The organism is Leptotrichia shahii (assembly GCF_008327825.1).
GTDB classification, from domain to species: Bacteria; Fusobacteriota; Fusobacteriia; order Fusobacteriales; family Leptotrichiaceae; genus Leptotrichia; species Leptotrichia shahii.
In genome coordinates, this window is sequence record NZ_AP019827.1 from 2,062,441 (window position 1) to 2,083,003 (window position 20,563).

Genomic DNA, 20,563 nt, shown 5'->3' on the forward strand with positions numbered 1-20,563 from the left:
TCCTAAAGTTGATCTTTTTAGAATTTAATTAAATCAATTATTTAGCAATTTTGCTTGCGAAGTATCCTAATGTTCTGATTAATTGAGAAGTATAAGACATTTCATTGTCGTACCAAGATACTGTTTTAACTAATTGAGTATCTCCGTTTTGAACAATTTTAGTTTGAGTTGCGTCAAATAATGATCCAAAGTGGATTCCAACGATGTCAGAAGATACTAATTGTTCTTCAGTATATCCAAATGATTCGTTAGCCGCTGCTTTCATAGCTGCATTTACTTCTTCTACAGTTACTTTTTTATTTAAGATTGATACTAATTCAGTTAATGAACCAGTTGGAACAGGTACTCTTTGAGCAGCTCCATCTAATTTTCCGTTTAATTCAGGTACTACTAATCCAATTGCTTTTGCAGCTCCTGTTGAGTTAGGAACAATGTTTACAGCTGCAGCTCTTGCTCTTCTTAAATCACCTTTTCTGTGAGGTGCATCCAAAGTGTTTTGATCTCCAGTATAAGCGTGGATAGTTGTCATTGTACCAGTTACAACACCAAAGTTATCGTTTAATGCTTTAGCCATTGGCGCTAAACAGTTAGTTGTACAAGAAGCTCCTGAAATAACTGTTTCAGTTCCATCTAAGATTTCGTGGTTTACATTATAAACTACAGTTTTAACATCATTTCCACCAGGTGCAGTAATAACTACTTTTTTAGCTCCTGCTTTTACGTGTTTTTCAGCTTTTTCTTTAGTTGCAAAGAAACCTGTTGCTTCTAATACTACGTCTACTCCTAATTCTCCCCAAGGTAATTTTTCAGGATCAGCTTCTGCGAAAACTTTAATTTCGTTTCCATTTACTACGAAAGCTCCTTCTTTAACTTCAATAGTTCCATTGAATCTTCCTTGAGATGAATCGTATTTGAATAAGTGTGCTAACATTTTAGCATCTGTTAAATCATTAATTGCCACTACTTCAAATTTGTCTGTTTGTTCTGACATTAATCTTAATGCTAATCTTCCGATTCTTCCAAATCCATTAATTGCTACTTTAACTGCCATTTTAATAATACCTCCTAAAAATTTTAATATATATTGATTATATATTATTCCTTACATTTTGAGTATACCACATTTTTTTTGAATTTTCAACGGCAAAAATTAACAAATTTTATATCTTTGGTTAAAATACTAACATTTAAAAAAACAAGTATTTAATTATAATTTTTAAATAAAAAAAAACTACTATAATTAGTAGCAGACATAACTTATAACTTAATTTTTAAAATGGCTGGGCTGAATGGATTCGAACCATTGCATGCTGGAGTCAAAGTCCAGTGCCTTACCGCTTGGCGACAGCCCAACAACATCCTTATACTTTTATCCTTTATGGACATTAACTATTATACAAAAATAATTTTGATTTGTCAACACTTTTTTTATAATTTTTCAATAGAGGTATTGTATAATTAAGTACAGCACCTAAAACATAGTAAAAATGACATCCAAGTTAATACTGCAAAACATAGAAATTATCATTCTTACCATGTAGTATGCTTAATTTTTCAAATATATAGAAAAATTACTTTAAAACTGAGGTCAAAAATTATGAATATTATACCCAAACTAATTTCACTTAATTTTTATTAGCTTGATTTTATTTAATCTTTAATCCCTTTTAGTGCTTTTTCCAAATTTTCAGATTTCCATTTTCCATTTACTTTTACCATCAATGCCTGTAAATTTTGCAATATCACCTCTTCTTCAGTAACTTTTTTAGCTTCTTTTTCAAACATATTTATTCTTTCTTGAATTGCAGCATTGTAGTACTTTCGTTTGATAGGCTCATTTCCTTTTTTCTTCATAATTTCTTCAAAGTCATCTTCACTTATTTTAGCTTTTTCCAAGATTCTTCTTTCTGTTTCCGCATCTATATCTAACATATCTGGAACATTTTTTAGACTTTTAGATTTTATATCATAAATTACTTCTGCTTCATTTTCTGAAAGATAATCTATTTGTTTTACGTCGAATTTCAACTTTGTTTCATCTGCTATAATTCTTGAAATTTGTCTTGTATATTCTTCCACAATCTCTCTTTTTAAAAAATTACTAATTACATAATCTTTTTTAAATAGTTTGTTATATGCCTCTTTTTCGAGATTTTTCTCATTATCTCTTATTCCTTCATTTACAATCGTGAAAAAAAATGAATTCAATCTACTTTGAAGTGATCTTTTTATTGCCATGTCCTCATTCTGTGTTCCTGCTGTAAAAGTATTCCCTACAATGATCATCATAATTAAAAATAATAATTTTTTCATACTTTTCTCCTTAATATATTTTTTATCCTTTTACTAACATTATACCACATTTTTAAAAAAAAATTTAAATAAATTAAAACTTAAGTTTTTCTTACCTTTTTATACTTTAAGTTTTTTTATTTAAAATAACTCAATTCCCACTGTCCATTTCTTTCAGTTAATACTGCCTTTTCATTTGCTGATACTACTGTTTCTAAATTTACATTTTCCAAAGCTTTTCTCATGATATTTAAAATTTCATCTACCATAATGTCATAAATTCGTATTTTTTCTGATTCATTTCCATTTTTTAGCATTAAAGCTTCTATTTCATTTTCATTTTTATAACCTAATTTTTTTAAAACATTAATTCTAATATTTTCTTCAAATTTTTTTTCTATTCCATCCAATGCCTTATCGAAATCCTTCATTTTTAGATCATACACTACTTCAACATTTTTCTTATCAATATATTTAATTTCTTTAACAGCAAATCTTAATTTCATATTTTTTAAATAAATATCAGAACATCCTTCAAAAAATTTTTCTAATATCTTTTTTTTATTTAAATCACTAATTTTATAATCTTTGTTAAATAATAAATCTGCATTATTACTAAAAGTATTTTTTTTCACTTCCGCTAAAGTCTCATTTTCGATCATTTCTTTAATATCTTTCATCTCTTTTTGAAAGGCATTTTCAATTTTACTTTTCTCACTTGCCGATACCATATTCATCGATGTATTCCGATTTTTTTGCACCGCTGTCCCTGCAAGCGCATTTCCCATTACTGCCAACATCAATACAAATAATAATTTTTTCATAAACTCTCCTCACTTTATCTTTTATTTTTCTTTGTCAAAATTATAACACACTTTCTTAAAATATTGAAAATAATTTTTTTTATTTCCACAGATACTTATTAATTTTTTTACTAATTTTATGTAAAAATAGCAAATTTAAAATCATCAAAAATCCAATTATTATAACACATAAAATTAAAATAACTAAATGAATTTTTTTATTTAAAATAATATTCCAGATTATTAAAATTCCTAAAGGGAAAATTATAAAAGAAGTCCGACTTCCTGGAGAAAATTTTCTATATCTAAGTGCATCATATATATGAGGTAGTAAATGTACAATATATACAATAAATAATGACAATACTATTTCATACATACTAAACTCACTTGCAATAAAAAGCAATGTTGATAAAATTATAAATTCTTCAGCAATCATTAATGAAATTGTTTCTGCAGATGGATAATTTGCCTTTTTTTTCAAAAATAATTCATTTTTCATATATTTTACAACTTTATTTTTTTCTATAAATTTTTTCATAAAAATTATTTCTTCAAATTCATGTATCATAAATAGTACTATTGCCATAAATGATAATTTATATATTTCCATTCTCACATTTCCTCCTCAAAAATTGAAATCGTAACTCCTTCCAACTTAACTTTTTTCACCAGAAAACTTCCTCTTTTGCTCGAAGCTAAATAGGCACAAGGTTCGGAAACTCCATACACTCCAATTTGATTTTTTACAAATTCTGAGCGTTCTTCAACTAAATTTTCCATTTTCAAAATTTCTTCCTTTTCAAAAAACTCTATCGGAATATTTAATTCTTCCATTGCTTCTAAAAGACCAATTTCATCAGATTTTACCCAAGCAGATGCAGATCTTTTTATTGAACTCATTTCTAAATTTTGAGTTTCCATTACATAACTTATTTTTTCGATGATTTTTTCTTTTGGTGTATTTCTCTTACAGCCGATTCCGAGAATGATATTTTTGGGAATAATTTTAGAAATTTCAATATTTTTTCTGTTTGAAACAATTATTGCTCCAGCACAAATTTTGTCATTTTCTACGATATTTTTGGGCAAATGAATGCTCACATTTTCTCCATTTACGATAAGCGACGTCACTCTTTTAGCATCCTCAAGATTTTCCAATTTTGCTTTAATTTTTTGCGACAATGTATCAACTGCAATTTTCCCGCCAACATCGGATGCTGTTGTAATTATTGGGATTGCTCCTATTCCATTTGCAATTTTTTTACATTCTTCATTTGCACCTCCGAGATGTCCCGAAAGCAGTGAAATCACAAAATTAGCGTGGTCATCAACCGTGATAACTGCTGGGTCAGTATCCTTGCTTTCAAATTTTCCTTCAATAATTCTCACAACTGCTCCAAGTGCTGCAACAAAAATATGCAAATCATATTTATCAAATGTTTTTTCTAATAAAATTGGCACTCGCTCATTTATTACAAATAAATTTTCTACATTTTCAATTTCAAGATTAAGCATATTCGTTACTCTTTGTGACACATAAATATGCAGATTTTTATAAACATTATTTCTTATTTTTAAACATGTTTCATATCCATTTTTACTGACGCAATACACTGCTGTTCTCATTTTTTCTCCTTTTATTTTTTAAATTTCAAATTTTAATTTCCTATACAATTATTTCTTTTCTTATATTTTACTTTTTTGGTGTATTGTATAATTAAGTACAGCACCTGGAACATATTAAAAAACATAGTAAGATGATTGTTCTTAAATATCTATCATCCAGATAATCTTCCTTATGCGACTTTAAAGATGCCTATATTGCTGAATATTGAAAAATTTAATTTAAGATTCTGCATTAAATACTATATTTTAAAAAAAAGCACCTTTAATAACATTACAGGTACTTTTCTTACTTTATTTTTTTACTTTTCTTTCAAATATTTTTTTATACCATTTACTATTCCTGTTACCATTTTATTTTGGTACTCTAGTGTTGACATTTTTTTATCTTCAGCAGGATTTGACATAAATCCTAATTCGATTAATGTATTAGTTACTTTTGACCAATTTGTACCTGTAAGATCATCTCTGTAGACAACTCCACGATTTTTTGCTCCTGTTGCTTTTACATATTCTGATAATATATCATGTGAAAATTTATCACTAGATTTTTGAACACCCTTTGTATATGGATTTGCTGGTGAAGAAGTTAAGACTGAAGCTCCTTGGGTCGAAGAATTATTGATGCCATCAGCATGAAGCCTTATGTATAATGAACAACCTGCGTTGTTTGTCTTTATTGCACGTTCTTTGTTACTAATATCTACATCATGTGTTTCACGTACCATAAATACGTGATAACCTTCTTTTTGCAATACATCTCTTAACTTTAATCCAACTTCCAGTGTAAGCTGATATTCATATTTTTTTGTTGCTACTCCTCTTGTTCCAGATGATACTTTTAGCTTCTTCTTTGATGAACCAGGTCCAATTTCTTCTAATCCTGAATTTCCTTTAAGCTGATGTCCTGAATCAATACAGATTAATTCATTGTTATTTCCTGATACACTACTTGTTTCAGCTTTTACTGGAATAATTGTCGCAACACTTATTGTCAGCATTGATATTACTTTTTTTATTATATTAAGCATTCCTTCTGTCATGACCTTCCTCCTAGAACTTATTTTTTCATTTTAAGTCTACCACATAATTTTGTAATTGACAATTATATTTTAATTAATTTTTCAAAAAATACACTTGTTTTTTTATAAAATCAGGCTATTATATTATTAGCAGAATAATTTTAAAAATTTTTATATGATAAATAAATGAATATTTAAAATTATAGGAGGTTTTTATTATGATTTCTTTTATTTTAGCGATTGCAGCACTTATTCTAGGCTACGCATTTTACAGCAAATTTGTAGAAAAAGTTTTTGGAATAGAACCTGACAGAGTCCCGCCTTCAATCGAATATTACGATGGTGTGGACTATGTACAAGTTAGCACTCCAAAAGCATTTTTGATCCAGTTTTTGAATATTGCTGGAACAGGTCCTATATTTGGAGCTATTGCAGGTGCTTTGTGGGGACCAGCTGCATTTTTATGGATTGTTTTTGGATGTATTTTTGGAGGAGCGGTTCATGATTTCTTGATTGGTATGCTTTCACTTAGGGATAAAGGGAGCAGTATTGGAGAACTTGTAGGACAAAATTTAGGTGTTGTAATGCAGCAGATTATGAGAGTTTTCTCAATTGTCTTACTTCTTTTAGTTGGAGTAGTATTTATAAAATCACCTGCTGATATTCTTCACAATTTGATTCCAGGCGTTAGTGCCATGACTTTTACAATTATTATCATTGCTTACTACATTTTAGCTACAATTCTTCCACTTGATAAAATCATTGCCAAAATTTATCCGATTTTTGGTTTTGCATTGCTATTTATGGCAATCGGAATTGGAGGAATGTTAATTTATGGACAATTTACAGGAGCTTTCGCAATTCCTGAAGTTACTGAAATTTTTAAAGGAAATCCACATCCTAAAGGAACTTCAATGTTTCCTTACTTATTTATTTCTATTGCCTGTGGTGCTGTAAGCGGTTTCCATGCTACTCAATCTCCAATGGTTGCACGTTGCATAAAAAATGAAACTGAAGGACGCAAAGTATTTTATGGTGCGATGATCGCAGAAGGTGTTGTTGCATTGGTATGGGCTGCCGCTGCAATGACAGTATTTGGCGGAATTAAAGAACTTGCTGCTGCTGGAACTCCTGCAGTTGTTGTAAATAAGGCATCTGTTCAGTTGCTTGGTGTATTTGGAGCATTTCTAGCTGTGCTTGGTGTTGTTGCCTGTCCTATTACTTCAGGAGATACTGCATTCAGAGGTTCAAGATTAATCATTGCCGACATTTTCAAAATTAAACAGGCTCCAATAAAAAATAGATTTTTAATCGCAATACCTTTATTTATTGTTGGTATTTATCTGACAACTATTGATTTTAACATTATTTGGAGATACTTTGCATGGGCAAATCAAACCTTGGCGGCAGTTTCATTATGGACTGCAACAGTTTGGCTTGTTAAGAAAGAAAAACCATTCTTATTTGCATTAATTCCTTCAATGTTTATGACAATGGTAGTTACAACTTACATTGTAATTGCTCCAGAAGGGTTTGTAAGATTTTTCAAGAACGTTCCTGTTCACACTATTGAATTTTATGGTATTTTAATTGCAAGTGTAGTTACAATTATCTGTACAGCATTATTATTTAACTATAAACATCATTTGCATGGAAAATCTCATCACGCTGGACATTTACACGTTGCAAAATAAAATAATTAAATAAACAAAAAATACAGTCAAACAAGGTTTTATTCAGAATTCTTTGCTTGACTGTTTTATTTCTTTTATTTTTCTCTTTATTTTTTAAACTTTTTAATATATAATATCTCTAAAAATAAATTATTTAGGAGAAAAAATGTTAAACTTTATACAAAATATTGATATTTTTATTATTAAACAATTTTACAATTTCCAGCACAGCTTAGATTCTAAGCTACTAACCAGTATACTGATATTTTTTACCAACTTAGGAAATCACGGATTAATCTGGATTGCAGTGACATTGTTCCTGCTTTCTAGCAAAAAATATCGAAAAATAGGATATTTAGCGTTAATTTCATTGATTATAAATGCAATTATTGTAAATGTAATTTTGAAAAATCTTATGCACAGAGCAAGACCCTTTGAGGAAATACTTGATATTATACTTTTAATAAAGGCTCCCAAGGATTTTTCATTTCCTTCAGGACATACTTCTGCTTCCTTCACGATGGTTTATGTTTTTTACAAACATTTAAAAAAATATTTTCCAGTCGTACTGATAACAAGTATCATAATTGCTTTTTCAAGATTATACTTGACTGTGCATTTTCCAAGTGATGTTTTGGCTGGGGTATTAATTGGGCTGTTTTCGGGGTTCTGGGGAGAGAAAATTCTAAACAGAAAAAATAGCTGAGTAGAAAGTCAGAATTTTCTGGCTTTTTTATATATTTTCATAATTGATAATTCAAGTATTTTATAACTGCAATTCCAATAACTACGATTAATGCCGATATTAATATTTCCATATTTTATTTTCTGCTCCTGCCATTTTCAACTTATCATTTCTCTTTTCTCCTACATTTACTGTTATATTTAGGATTTTTATCCGTCATCTTAAACATTATCAATTCAAAATCTATTTTTATCATTCAATTTAAAATATGTTCAATACAATGTTCATTATTTCTCATTATTTTCTTCCAAAATCTTTTATTTTCAAAAAAATAAAAACTATTATAGCACAAAAAATAAAAAATGCCTCGAGATTACTAGCATTATTACTACTATCAATACAAGCCTGTCTTTCCTTAGCATCAACAATACTTTCACAATTTCTCTGCCTTGAACTTCCCGAATGAGATCCGTGACTTCTCCAAAAAGATGTTGAATTTTCTTGTTCGTCGTCACTTGATTTTCTAGATCTTCCATTTCCTTCTCCATCCGAATGGCCGCTCGAATGTTCTCCACCATAATGTCCACCATAGTGATGGCTTCCGCCACTTCCATGAGAATGGCTGTGTCCTCCACCGTGAGAATGTCCACCGCCACCTCTTCTTACTAATTTTTCCATTTTAATCTCCTTTTTTATTCGCTAATTTTTTCTAATTCATTTGAAATTTCCAATTCTTTCACATCATATTTTCTCATATTTTCATATTCATAAGACTGATTAATCCCATTCATAAATATATCTCTACTTTCCACATCTTCCGTTAGATTCTCCTTCAAAAGAAATTTCAATTCCAAATCATTAACCATACTTCTTTTCATCGCCGACAAATAATCATTTTTACTGATATTTTGCCAATTTACACACATTCCGAGCCTTTTTATCAACATCTGATCCAACCAGATTCTAGTCGTTCTTCAATTTCCCTCATAAAACGAATGCATTATATTCATTTCAACATATTTTTCAATTATTTCCTCAAAAGTATTTTCGGGCATTTTAGAAACTATCTTTAAATTATTTTCAAAATACATCGCACGACAAAACACAGTATCGCCTTTCCGAATATCATGTTTCCTTATTTTTCCTGCAGTTCCATAACATTCCTGAAACAAATATCTATGTATTTCCTTCAAGCCTTCAAAAGTTCCCACTTGAATATTTTTCAATATCGCATTGTCAAACAATTCTCTTACCCGTCTTTTGCTCAAAAATTCTTCTTCGTCTTGAGAAACTAGCCTTTTTAAAATTCTATCACTCTCGTTTTCCCAGCTGTATTTATTATTTGCCATTTGCTTTTCCTGCTTTCATAAAATTATTTTTGAAAAACCATTGAATTATATAATATCTCAAATAAAGGAAGTTTTACTACCGCTGTTGCTCTTTCAGAAAAAATTATTTCATCTTCTCTTGTTTTTATTTCTAACATTCCTCCAAAATTTCTGGAAACTTTTATTGGCAGTAGTCTATTCCACGGATAAATTGCACCATCCACAACTAATCCTTCTTTTTTTATTATCAACTTATTATTTGGATTTTCAAAAACTTTACGAGCCTCATTTTGAAGTCTGTCAAGAGGCACAACTTTATCTCTCATAGCTTGATAAACTCTATCTCTACGCTTTCCAAGAAAATCTCTTTTACAGTTAATCAGCTTTTATATCTTCTTCTGAACGTACGCCAAAAACTTCTTCCCCACCTGAATTTATAATTTCTTTGGAAACAGGGATTCTGTCAAGCAGATGATTTTTTAGAAGACTTTGTATAGTTTGTGATGGAAAAGCTATTTCAGATATTGTTCTCCAGTAATTTTTATTATTTCTATAAGTCAGGAAATCCCCTGAATATGTTGTTATTATAAAATATTCCAAAGATTTATAATCTATATCTTCATTTTCAACATTTGTAACAAAAGTATTTTCCTTCAATTACACAGTTCTTATCCCATTAAACAATATTGTCATCAATATCGAAAAACAACAAAATACCGAAACTATCAGACCAAGCAACGCCACTTGAAAAAAAGGCATCAAAATCCCAGAAATTCCACCAATAATAACCCATTTTAATAAATTTCTATACGTAACTGTGCTAAATTTTATAAATACTTTCTGATTATCCGAAATATCCACACAATTTACTATTTTTTCTTCTTTCCTCCCTAATTCTGATTGCTCTCTTATTCTTTCCGTTTCTACGTAGCTTTTTTCATCTTTCATAATTTTTATCCTCCTAAGTTTTTTGTATTTTTATTTAAAATTCGTAATCAAAACCTCTCTTGTTATAGTATTTTTATTTTTTACCTGATAATTTGAATTATAATAATTAAAATCAAGATAGTTTACAAAAAAATTATTTTTTGAGCACCAGTTCTTTAAAATTCTATTTTCATTCCCTTTATGTTCTATTACATTTGAAAGAGCGAATCTAATTGTTCTTTCATTACAATTTTCTAAAAATTTCAATAAATCCTTTTCATCATTTTCAGTCCAGGAATTATTTTCATTATAACTTGCCTGACCCAATAAATACGGTGGATCAAGATAAAAAAAAGTGCTTTTACTGTCAATTTTATCTAAATTTATATCACGAAAATCCATATTCTTAAATTTTGTTTCAGCTAATTGTAAATTGTAAATAAAATTTTTTAGTTTTTTTCGTAAATTAAAATTAAAATCCCTTTTTCCAACAGGTAAATTAAATTCATTTTTCTTATTAAATCTAATCTGATTATTAAAAGAATAAAATATTAACAATAAAAATAATATTTCCTTTTTTTTATTATTATAATCTTCTCTTAATCTCAAAAATTTTTCTTTATTGTATTTTCCTAAACCATCATAAGAATTACATCCATAATATTCATAGCCATTTTTAAAGGAGTTACTTAAACCATAATACTCTATTTTTTCTTCAATTTCTTTTTCCAGCTTTTCGTAATCCTGTTTTTTCAAAAACTTAAGTAACTTTATTAACTCCTTATTTTTATCAATTCCAATTATCTTTTTTGCATTAAAATTAACTCCCACATTAAAACCACCACAAAAAATATCATAAAAAACATCAATATTTTCAGGTATTTTTTCGAAAATCTGTTTTAACAACCTGAATTTTCCGCCTGTATAATTAAGTGGTGACTGAACCATATTTTTCTTTATATTTTCTAATATAAAAAGTTTATTTTCTTCTGCTACTATATTCTCTTCCGTTATATTATTTATAGTATTTTCCTTACTATTTTTTTTATTCTTTCCAACTTTCCTCACCCTACAAAAAAACACTCTTTCAGTATGATTTTTAATATTCGTTTTACCGACTGTAAATGGACTAAAATCCTTTTCAAAAACTGTAACTTCTCCCTTAGATTTTAATATTTCCAAAATTTCATTATCGTTAATTCTTGCATTTGAACGAGAATTTGCCTTTTGTTGAGTATTATTATATGAAAAAAGAATATATTTTGCTTCAATATTTTTAATCAACTCTTCTAAAGTCTGTTTAGCACTCGATAAACAATATTTACTTTTTATATGAGTTCTATCCATTTTTTTAGCAATTCCAAAAACCTCAGGTTTACTATTTGTTGCTATATTTTCTAAAAAATGATAAGCATCACTATACTGCCTTGAATTATATGGCGGATCAATATACACAATATCTGCTTTAATTTTTTTTACCAATTCATTTGCATCCATACAAAAAATTTTATTGTTTTTATTATTTTCATTTTCAATTTGAGGAAATTTCAAAATCAATTCTTTTTCCAAATCTCCATTTTTTCTGTATGCATCATAATGTCCCACTGTATTAGCAATTCTATCAACAGCATATATCAAAGATGTTATTAATATTGCCTTCTCTCGTTTATTTATTTTTTTTTTCTCAAATAAATCATCAATATCATCTCTTATAAATCCAACTTTTTTTAAATTTTTCTCATTTAAATATGTATCTTTAAAATTTTCAGAATAATAATTGTTATCTTCAACAATCTTTTTATTATATTTTTTCATGATCTCAATCAATTTTTTTTCATCATATTCCAAATTTGAAAAAAAACATTCATAAGAAAAATAATTACATCTTAGCAAATCATTCAGTACAACATCATACTTTTTATTAAAATAATCTGCTACAACTCCTGTTCCTGCAAATAAATCAAAAAATACTTTACTATTTTCTGTATTTTCTTCTACTATTTTTTCAATAAATTCCAACAACTTATATTTACTTCCTAAATATCTTCTATTATATATTTTAAATCCAATATTTTCTCCTTTTACAGAGTTATTCCACGTATCTTCACACCAGTTTTTGCCGATAAATTCTATTTTGTTGTAATTCTCAAAAACTCTATTTAGAAAATATTTATAATTTATATTATTTTCAAGCAAATAAACTATCTTATCTATTGTCAAAGAATAAATCTTTATTCCATTTGTATATTTTTCTCTATTTTGTGTTGATTGAAGTCGAATTTGTGAAGTTGCTCTAAAAATATTAATTACATTCATATCCAATTCATTTGCAACAAAAAAAGTATACGTTTCTTTATTTTCTTCCATATTTTTTATTGTCAAATTTGTTGTATGGCGTATTACAGGCTCAAGTTCTCCTCTTTTTTGAGTATTTTTATCCATCAATGTTGCTTCCAGCATAACATCAAAATCTGAATATTCTGCAATTATGTCACCATCGCCACCTGGAGCATGTGAAAGCGGAAATCCATCTCCATCAAGTGACAATTTTAGACTTTTCTTCAAATTAAATTCTTTATTGGAAATTCTATGCCAGGCGATTGCCAATATATATTCAAAAATTGTAGGGACTTTAGCATTATCTGTAACTTCTTTTAAAATTTTTTCATCATTTCCCCTATTTTTAAACAAATTTAATATGGTACAGACTTTGTCATTTGAAAATCTTTCTTCCAATTTCTTTTCAAAATCTTTATCTATTTTGTCTGAAAAATATTCAAAAATTGATATTTCTTTTGGAATATTATTTACTTTTCTTAGTTTTTCTATAAAACTTTCAATTCTCTCTTCTGATAAATCAAAAATCTCTGAAAATGAAACATTTTTATGAAAATTATCCTTGACTACTTCATTATTTAGCTTTTTCATACCTATAATTTCTGAAAAAATATTTTTACTCAACCATTTATACGATAAATTTACCAGTCCATTCTCAAAACTAATTATTCCTGAAAGATTAAAAGTTCTAATTGTCATATCATTATATTCAAAAATCAAATCATAATTTTTAGAATCTCGAAATAATTCATAAAATAATTTATTGAACTCTTCAATATTTTTAGCTTCAAATATCGTTTTTTTATTCTCTTCAAAAAATTCCTTTAATGTCTTACAAAATTTAAATGGAACTTTATTGTATCCAAAAGCCTTTTTTATACTATCCTTTTTACTTATTTTTTCTAGTTTTTTATATATTTCCAAATTTCTATTTTCAAAAAAATCTAAACAAGTTTCATAAAACTCAAAATAATCCTCTATTTTCCCCTTACTTTTTCTATTTAAAAAATATTTCTCAAATTTTTCTTTTGAAATCCTATACTTTTCTTCAAATTCTATTTCTGAAGGCTCTTCCTGTATATATCTTGAAATATATTCACCAAAACTTATATTCTTATTTTTTACTAATTTATATTTATCTAATATTTCTCTATATTCTTCGTCTGCTTTACCAACTCTGATTAAAGACAAAATTGTACAAAATTCCTTTTGTGGAATATTATCAAATTTACTAAGTAAATAAATTCCCATTCTAAATGGATAAATGTAATTTTCTCCTTCAGATTCATAAACTCTCAATTTCAATAATTGTCTTAAAAAAATAATATTGTCTGCTGATAAATTAAATAATTTTTCAATATCATCCTGTTTTGTATCTCCGTCTAGCAACACTTCTCCAATTTCTGTTATTTTTCTTTTTTCATCTACAAGTCCAATTTTTACAAGTGCATTTGTATAAGTTCTTCCTCTTTTTTTCTGTTCTGAAATAAAATATTCTAGCAAACTTTTATAATCTTTAACTATTTTATTATTTTCATATTTCTTATCTTTATATTTTTCAAAAATACTTTCTTTAAATTTATCAGATATAAAAGAATAGTAATCCCCATAAAATGTATCATCTATTAATCCACTTTTTGCAACATATTGATAAAAAGCCATTTGTGAACTATTCTTCGTATCCCATTCTTCTAATTGTTCTGTAATTCCCTGTAACATTACAATCATCTAATAAATTTTTTCTTCTAAAACTTGTATCTCCTAAGTTCATTACAGAATCTTTATTCTGTAGCTTCATTTTTTTCACTCTCCCATTCAAAATAAGCTTCTACAATACTATTATTTGAAATATTATCATTATTCTTAATTTTAGAAAAAATATATTCTCTCACTAATTTTATTAATTTTTTATTATTTTTTTCTAAAAGATTTTTTATTCTTATTTTTGAAAATTTCTCTAACTCATTTTCTGTAAATTCAGAATAATCAAAATTTTCTTGATTTAATATGTATTTCCATAATATCTCTGACTCATATTGTTCCAACGATTTAAAAAATTCCTTATTTTTATATTTTTTTAATTTTTCTATAAAAGAAATCGGTAATCTATTATTTAAACCCGATACTAATAAAAAATCTAAAATCTTTTCTTTTTCAGATGTATAACTTATTAAATTACTTATATCTATATCTTTTTTTTGAAAAATTCTATCTAATTCTTTTATTATTTTATCTTCTGTTTCTGGAATAAAATCTATAAATTTTTCATTTAATAAAAAACTATAAACTTCTATATTTAGTGTATCTTTTATTTCTTTTAGTATTTCATTTTTTAACTCTTCAAAATATATTTCATCTATTATTCTTAAAAAATAACATTTTATTTTTAAATTATTTTTATTAATAAAGTTTTCTATTTTATCATTTTTTGAAATTTTTGGCATTTCTTTTTTTTTAAAATAGTGTGTAATGTGATCCAATAAATTTTCATCTATTCTTTTCCTGTCAATTGAAAAAATCTTTTCCAATATCTTATCAAAAAACTCTTTGTTTAAATTTTTAAAATTTTTATAAATTATAACTCTAAAGTTATCTGCTACCTCCAAAGCATAATTATTTTCAAAAAAGACATTGCTATTTTTATCATTTAATATTATGTCAACTAATTTTTCAAACTGAGTTTCTATTAAATCTAATTTTGAGATTATTAGTAAAATACTTTCTAAAGTATCTATTTTTTCCATAAATTCGTTATCATTCTTTATTATCCAATCAAGTATATTTTTGAGTAATACAATTAATTTATCGAGAATTTCTTTCTCACATTTTAAATCTTTTATCTCATATTCATTAAATAATTTTTTCAAATCACTGTAACTTAATTCTAACATCATAAAAAAATCAAAATATTCAAATTCTTCTATAAGGTTTCTGTTTTTAAACATCTGATTTTTGACCTCGATATTCTTATTAGTATACGACATGAGTAAAATTTCAATGTACTTTTTCATAAATTCTGAATAATCAGAAAATGAATTTCCAAATATTCCATTTAAAGAACAAAAATAAAATAAATCTCTTGACAAAATTATAGCTTTGTATGACGGAGGTGTTCCCATTACATATGAAGCACTTTTCCCTTTTCTTACTTTATCAAATAATTTGTTCATTTCCTTATTTAAAGCTTCTAAAGTTGAATATTTAAATATTTCATTAAAAAGTTCTGTTTCATATTTAAAATATTCAAAATACTTATCTTCCAAACTTTCTTCTATACTTTCAAAAGTTTTATTTAAATTTTCTTCTGCATGTGTTATTTCTATAAATTCAATAATACTCAATATAAAGTTATCCCAAACTAATTTTTCATTTTTACTATTAACATTTTCTTTTTCTTCTATCATACTTTTTATTGTTTCTTTTGCTTTATTTATTTTTTTAAAAAATAAATATCCATATACAATTACATATTTGTTAATATTGTTATTTTCTTTGTATTCTTCTACTAAATTCTGAAAATTTTTGTAATCATAATCACAAATTATTTTTAAAAATTTTTCTTCTACTTCTATTTTTTCTTCTAAAATATTTTTTTGTTCTTTTCTCTTAGGAGTAATTCCTTTTTCAGAAAAAGGAATTAGTATTTCTTTTTCATTTCTATTTATCCTCTGCAAAATTTTTTTTATCCTTGATTTAAAGAGTATCTCTTCATATTTTTCTATATCTTTAAACTCTAATCTTGTATATAAAATTCTTTTCCAGTCTTCATCTATACGAATTTCAGAATATTTATTAAGTTTATTCCAATTGTGCTTTGTTAAATAATTTAAATTTATATATATTTCAAAAATTTTTTCTTGCTTCACTTTCTCTTTTTCATTATAGATATTCGATAAAAATTTAGTTAAAGTTTTCTCGTAATTATTATTAAATCTTTCTTTTTTATTTTCATATAGTACTTCGTCGTTATTATCATTCAAAAGTTTTAATGAAATTTTATTTATCTGTTCACCATTTTCTTCCTCTTTATTATCCTCGTTTGTAAATTCAACAAGAAATGCCTTTCTAGTTTTCTCTTTCAAAATTTCTTTTATCCAATTCATAATTTGTTGCACATTTGTATCACTGTATGAATAACCTATAAATAGTACTGTATTTGTTGTAAATAAACCTTTTACAAGAGTTGAAATTAATTGAAAATTTTTTTCATAATTATCATAATCACTTTTCTTCAAAACTATATTTTTATTTTCAAAATCACCATGCATTTTTATAAGCATTCTGTTAGAATTAGTGTACGGTAAATCTTCATCTTTACTTACAATTTGTAAATTTTTTATTTCATCTTCAATTAATGTATCATAATTTGTTGTAATTATATAAGTCAATTTCATTTTTTTTAAAATTCTATGAATAGAATTGGTAACATATTTCCCTAAAAATCTTTTTTCTGCAATTTCATAATATTTCAAACTACCATATCTTTCAAAAACTTCTTCTGGTATAGTTAAAAATTGTTTTGATGTAAATTCTTTTATTCCTCTATAATCAGCATAATCTTTTATTAATTCTTCCCATTCTGGCAATCCACTATTTTTGGAAACTCCTGAACCAACAAAGACTACTAACTTCCCTTTTTCTAATTCTTCAGCTAAAAATCTAATATCTTGTTCTAACACTTTTCTCCCTTCTCTATTCCAAACTCTCCAATTCCCCACTCTTCACATCCCATTCTTCCATCTTCTCCATCTCTTCTTCTTCCAGCCTGTCGAGTTTTTCTTGCACTTCCATCAGTTTTTCCATATTGTTTTCTTTTCCAGCTTTTTCGTATTCTACATTCAAGTTTTCTCTCATTTCTGTGATTTTTTCCATTTCCTTTTCCAGTTTTTCAATATCACGTTTCAATTTTGCGATTTTTCTTGACTGTTCCTTCTGCTCCTGATATGAAAGTTTTTTCTCTTCCTTCGTTTCGATGTCTGTTCCTTGAGAAGCTAATTTTGCTATTTTTAGGCTTTCTTTGTAGTCTTCGTAATTTCCCTTAAATTTCGTAAGAGCATTTTCATCAAGACAGTAAATTGTGTTGCAAACTGTGTCTAAAAAGTGTCGGTTGTGGGAAACGACTAGCATTGTTCCGTCAAAATCCTCCAAAGCATCCTCCAGCACTTCGATAGAATAAATATCCAGATGGTTTGTCGGCTCGTCTAAAATCAGAAAGTTGGCTTTTTCCATATAAAGTTTCAAAAATGCCACACGGACTCTTTCTCCACCGCTTAGCATACTGATTTTTTTCTGCACATCGTCGCCTGAAAACAAAAATCCACCTGCGAGTGTTCGCAAATATTCTTCTGTCAAGTCAAGTGAATTGTTTATTTCCTGTAAAATCGTATTTTCTCGCGAAAATTCCTGATGATTCTGATCATAATATCCGATTTTTAGCCTTGTTCCAAACTCAATTTCCCCTTTATCCTTCGGCAACTTATCCAAAAGTATTTTTAAAAGCGTAGATTTTCCAATTCCGTTTTTCCCAATAATTCCTACTCTTTCTCCACGGAAAAGTTCAAAATTTATATTATTCAAAACTTTTTTCCCGTCAAAGCTTTTAGACAAATTTCTAACTTTCAACACATTTTCTCCACTCATTTTAGCCGCTTCAAATTTTAGCCTCATTCTTTGCGGATTAAATACAGGATCTTCCATTCTCTCGATTCTATCCAGTATTTTTTGCCGTCCTTTAGCCTGTCTTGCCTTTATTCCAGCTCGAAATCTGTCAATATATTCCTCCATTTTCTTAATTTTTTCCTGCTCCTTCTCATATCGCTTGATTTCTCCCTTCAAAATCATCTCCTTTTGAAGAATAAACGATGAAAAGTTGCCATCATACTTATGAAGTTTTTTATTTTCCAACTCAAAAATTTTCGTACAGACATTATCCAAAAATATTCTATCGTGAGAAACAAGCAAAAACGCCTTATTATACTTTTTCAAATAATCCTCAAGCCACTCAATCGAAATCAAATCCAGATGGTTTGTCGGCTCATCTAAAATCAGCAAGTCAGGTTCAGACAAAAGCAGTTTTGCAAGTGAAACACGTGTTCTTTCCCCACCGCTCAAATCCTGCAATAGCAAATTCTCATATTCTCCAGTAAGCTCAAGCCCTGTAAGCACCTGCTTAATCTTGTATTCAATCTCATAACCATTTTTTGCCTCGTAAACAGAAGAAAGTTCCGCAGACTTGTTAATCAGCTTTTCCATTTCATCTTCATTCGCTGTTCCCAAAAGCATATTAACCTTCTGAATCTCATCCCAGATTTTTCTTTCTTCCTCAAAAATAGTCATCATTTCCTCATAAATCGTATTTTTTTCATCTGAAAACTCAGTATTCTGTGACAAATACCCAATTTTCATAGAAGGACTTTTCACAATATTCCCAACTTCATTCAAATTATCTTCCGCCCCATCAATTCGCTCTCTATCAAGTAACATCCGAATAATTGTCGATTTCCCAGCTCCATTCACCCCAACAAGCCCAATCTTATCTCTCTCCTCAATCGTAAAATTAATATCTTTCAATATATATTCCCCAGCAAACTGCTTATACACCTTATTAAATTGCACTAAACTCATCAAATTTCCTTCCTTTTCTCTATATTTTATTAAATTATTTTTTTATATTTTATATTTTAATTTTATTCGTTAAATTATATCATTTTTGATATTTGTTTACAATGTTTGAAAAATTTTCACAGTTTGAGAAATTTTCAAAATATTTAAGTTTGACAAAAATATTAAACTGTGATATTATAATATCTATAAATTTTTAAAAAAGAAGGTGATTTTATGAACAAAAAGAAAATTAACACTATTGTTGGTTCAATTGGAGCATTTATTGGAGTTTTTGTGTTTATAACCTATATTCCTCAAATTATCGCTAATTTAGGAGGAGAAAAAGCTCAGCCTTGGCAACCGCTCACAGCTTCAATTTCTTGTCTAATTTGGGTTATTTACGGATGGACTAAAGAACCTAAAAAAGATTTTATTCTTATCGTTCCAAATTTAGCTGGGGTGATATTAGGATTTTTAACTTTTATTACAGCTTTATAAATTTTTATTTATCATAAATCATAATATTAATTGCAAAATTTTACCAATTTTCCCTAACATTTTTCTTATAGATTTTCCTATCCTATAAAATAAAAAAATTAGGCAAATGCAAGATAATTTCACAAAATAAAATAATCCTCTTTGCCTAATTAAATATATTTATTTTACAATATTTTATTTTTTACCGCCAAAAAATTTACCAATCATCCCAGTCAAATCATCCATCACATTTCCATCTTTGTTTGTATCCAGTAAATTTGTAATCATGCTCATAATCCCGCCTTCTCCAGCAAAATTCGCTGCCAAATTTGAAGTTAGATTTCCAATTCCTTGCACATCCAAATTATTTTCTTTTTTCTGCTGCCCCAATGCTCCTAAAACTAACGGTGCTAAAGTTTCTAATATTTTTAAACTTCCTTGTGAATTTAAACCGCTTGATTGAGAAACTGCATTTGCCACATTTTGTGTATTCCCGCCAAATAGATGGTTTAAAATCCCTGCTCCATCTTTTAAATCAGGATTTTGCAAATAGCCACCAAGATTGTTTAATACTGATCCATCGTGCTGTTCCAATGCTTTATTCAAGCCTTGTGCCTTTTCACTATTATTTGCATTTTCATTAACTGCTGCCAAAATTGCTGGTAGAGCTGCCGCTACTCCATTCCTTACATCTGTACTGCTCCCTCCAACTTGTTCAGCTAATTTTCCTAGATCCTGTCCTTGTAAAAGTCCTAATAATGCTTCTAAATTCATTTTCCCTCCATTTTTT

Annotated in this window: 20 protein-coding genes and 1 tRNA gene; 3 read left to right on the forward strand and 18 right to left on the reverse strand. The window is 27.5% G+C overall.

Annotated elements, in window-relative coordinates:
- Positions 1 to 37: 37 nt before the first annotated feature.
- The 7 genes from gap to F1564_RS09645 all read right to left on the reverse strand — a co-directional run bounded on the left by gap (position 38) and on the right by F1564_RS09645 (position 5,764).
- Positions 38 to 1,051 carry a type I glyceraldehyde-3-phosphate dehydrogenase gene (gap, locus tag F1564_RS09615; RefSeq protein WP_018451110.1) on the reverse strand — a complete coding sequence of 338 codons (1,014 nt, stop codon included), beginning with the start codon at positions 1,049 to 1,051 and terminating at the stop codon, positions 38 to 40.
- A gap of 226 nt (positions 1,052 to 1,277) precedes the next feature.
- Positions 1,278 to 1,352 (reverse strand) — tRNA-Gln (locus tag F1564_RS09620).
- A 298-nt stretch (positions 1,353 to 1,650) separates the two neighbouring features.
- Positions 1,651 to 2,313: a hypothetical protein gene (locus F1564_RS09625; protein WP_018451111.1), complete on the reverse strand. Its 663-nt coding sequence runs from the start codon at positions 2,311 to 2,313 to the stop codon at positions 1,651 to 1,653.
- Between the two features lie 116 nt (positions 2,314 to 2,429).
- Positions 2,430 to 3,116: a hypothetical protein gene (locus F1564_RS09630; RefSeq protein ID WP_018451112.1), complete on the reverse strand. Its 687-nt coding sequence runs from the start codon at positions 3,114 to 3,116 to the stop codon at positions 2,430 to 2,432.
- A gap of 79 nt (positions 3,117 to 3,195) precedes the next feature.
- Positions 3,196 to 3,708: an HXXEE domain-containing protein gene (locus tag F1564_RS09635; RefSeq protein WP_018451113.1), complete on the reverse strand. Its 513-nt coding sequence runs from the start codon at positions 3,706 to 3,708 to the stop codon at positions 3,196 to 3,198.
- 2 nt (positions 3,709 to 3,710) lie between these two features.
- Entirely contained in the window at positions 3,711 to 4,724 is a 1,014-nt protein-coding gene (gene cbiG, locus F1564_RS09640; RefSeq protein WP_018451114.1) for a cobalt-precorrin 5A hydrolase, read from the reverse strand.
- A gap of 299 nt (positions 4,725 to 5,023) precedes the next feature.
- Positions 5,024 to 5,764: an N-acetylmuramoyl-L-alanine amidase family protein gene (locus tag F1564_RS09645; RefSeq protein WP_018451115.1), complete on the reverse strand. Its 741-nt coding sequence runs from the start codon at positions 5,762 to 5,764 to the stop codon at positions 5,024 to 5,026.
- Between the two features lie 197 nt (positions 5,765 to 5,961).
- Between F1564_RS09645 and F1564_RS09650 the strand changes: the two genes are divergently transcribed.
- Both F1564_RS09650 and F1564_RS09655 read left to right on the forward strand, forming a co-directional pair.
- The gene (locus F1564_RS09650; RefSeq protein WP_018451116.1) at positions 5,962 to 7,437 is read left to right on the forward strand and encodes a carbon starvation CstA family protein; all 1,476 of its coding nucleotides are present in this window, start codon (positions 5,962 to 5,964) and stop codon (positions 7,435 to 7,437) included.
- 145 nt (positions 7,438 to 7,582) lie between these two features.
- Positions 7,583 to 8,122 (forward strand): phosphatase PAP2 family protein, encoded by a 540-nt coding sequence (locus F1564_RS09655; protein WP_018451117.1) that lies wholly within the window; start codon positions 7,583 to 7,585, stop codon positions 8,120 to 8,122.
- Positions 8,123 to 8,398: 276 nt separating this feature from the next.
- On the opposite strand, the gene F1564_RS09660 is transcribed toward F1564_RS09655, so the two are convergent.
- Genes F1564_RS09660 through F1564_RS09685 form a run of 10 tightly spaced genes read right to left on the reverse strand, consistent with a single transcriptional unit; the run spans position 8,399 to position 19,317 of the window.
- On the reverse strand, positions 8,399 to 8,779 hold the full coding sequence (locus F1564_RS09660; RefSeq protein ID WP_018451118.1) for a hypothetical protein: 381 nt from the start codon (positions 8,777 to 8,779) through the stop codon (positions 8,399 to 8,401).
- Positions 8,780 to 8,793: 14 nt separating this feature from the next.
- Positions 8,794 to 9,048, reverse strand: coding sequence for a hypothetical protein (locus F1564_RS10425; RefSeq protein WP_018451119.1), 255 nt, complete (start codon positions 9,046 to 9,048; stop codon positions 8,794 to 8,796).
- 27 nt (positions 9,049 to 9,075) lie between these two features.
- Positions 9,076 to 9,450, reverse strand: a complete 375-nt coding sequence (locus F1564_RS10430) for a Fic family protein (protein WP_018451120.1) — start codon at positions 9,448 to 9,450, stop codon at positions 9,076 to 9,078.
- Positions 9,451 to 9,473: 23 nt separating this feature from the next.
- On the reverse strand, positions 9,474 to 9,755 hold the full coding sequence (locus tag F1564_RS10435; protein ID WP_018451121.1) for a hypothetical protein: 282 nt from the start codon (positions 9,753 to 9,755) through the stop codon (positions 9,474 to 9,476).
- Between the two features lie 49 nt (positions 9,756 to 9,804).
- Positions 9,805 to 10,086, reverse strand: a complete 282-nt coding sequence (locus F1564_RS10440; RefSeq protein ID WP_018451122.1) for a hypothetical protein — start codon at positions 10,084 to 10,086, stop codon at positions 9,805 to 9,807.
- Entirely contained in the window at positions 10,087 to 10,377 is a 291-nt protein-coding gene (locus tag F1564_RS10445) for a hypothetical protein (protein WP_018451123.1), read from the reverse strand.
- A 30-nt stretch (positions 10,378 to 10,407) separates the two neighbouring features.
- On the reverse strand, positions 10,408 to 14,412 hold the full coding sequence (locus F1564_RS10225; RefSeq protein ID WP_197737468.1) for an AlwI family type II restriction endonuclease: 4,005 nt from the start codon (positions 14,410 to 14,412) through the stop codon (positions 10,408 to 10,410).
- The gene (locus F1564_RS10535; RefSeq protein WP_269473392.1) at positions 14,363 to 14,491 is read right to left on the reverse strand and encodes a hypothetical protein; all 129 of its coding nucleotides are present in this window, start codon (positions 14,489 to 14,491) and stop codon (positions 14,363 to 14,365) included. The genes F1564_RS10225 and F1564_RS10535 overlap by 50 nt, the downstream gene beginning before the upstream one ends.
- The gene (locus F1564_RS09680; RefSeq protein WP_149201940.1) at positions 14,475 to 17,372 is read right to left on the reverse strand and encodes an SIR2 family protein; all 2,898 of its coding nucleotides are present in this window, start codon (positions 17,370 to 17,372) and stop codon (positions 14,475 to 14,477) included. Before F1564_RS09680 ends, F1564_RS10535 begins: the two co-directional genes overlap by 17 nt.
- A 13-nt stretch (positions 17,373 to 17,385) precedes the next feature.
- Positions 17,386 to 19,317, reverse strand: coding sequence for an ATP-binding cassette domain-containing protein (locus F1564_RS09685; protein ID WP_018451126.1), 1,932 nt, complete (start codon positions 19,315 to 19,317; stop codon positions 17,386 to 17,388).
- 213 nt (positions 19,318 to 19,530) lie between these two features.
- On the opposite strand from F1564_RS09685, the gene F1564_RS09690 reads away from it, so the two are divergent.
- Complete coding sequence (locus F1564_RS09690) at positions 19,531 to 19,794, forward strand: SemiSWEET family transporter (protein WP_007070517.1); 264 nt, start codon at positions 19,531 to 19,533, stop codon at positions 19,792 to 19,794.
- Positions 19,795 to 19,968: 174 nt separating this feature from the next.
- Here F1564_RS09690 and F1564_RS09695 read toward each other — a convergent pair whose 3' ends face one another.
- A complete protein-coding gene (locus tag F1564_RS09695) occupies positions 19,969 to 20,547 on the reverse strand; it encodes a DUF937 domain-containing protein (RefSeq protein WP_018451127.1) in 579 nt (192 codons plus the stop codon).
- Positions 20,548 to 20,563 lie beyond the last annotated feature (16 nt).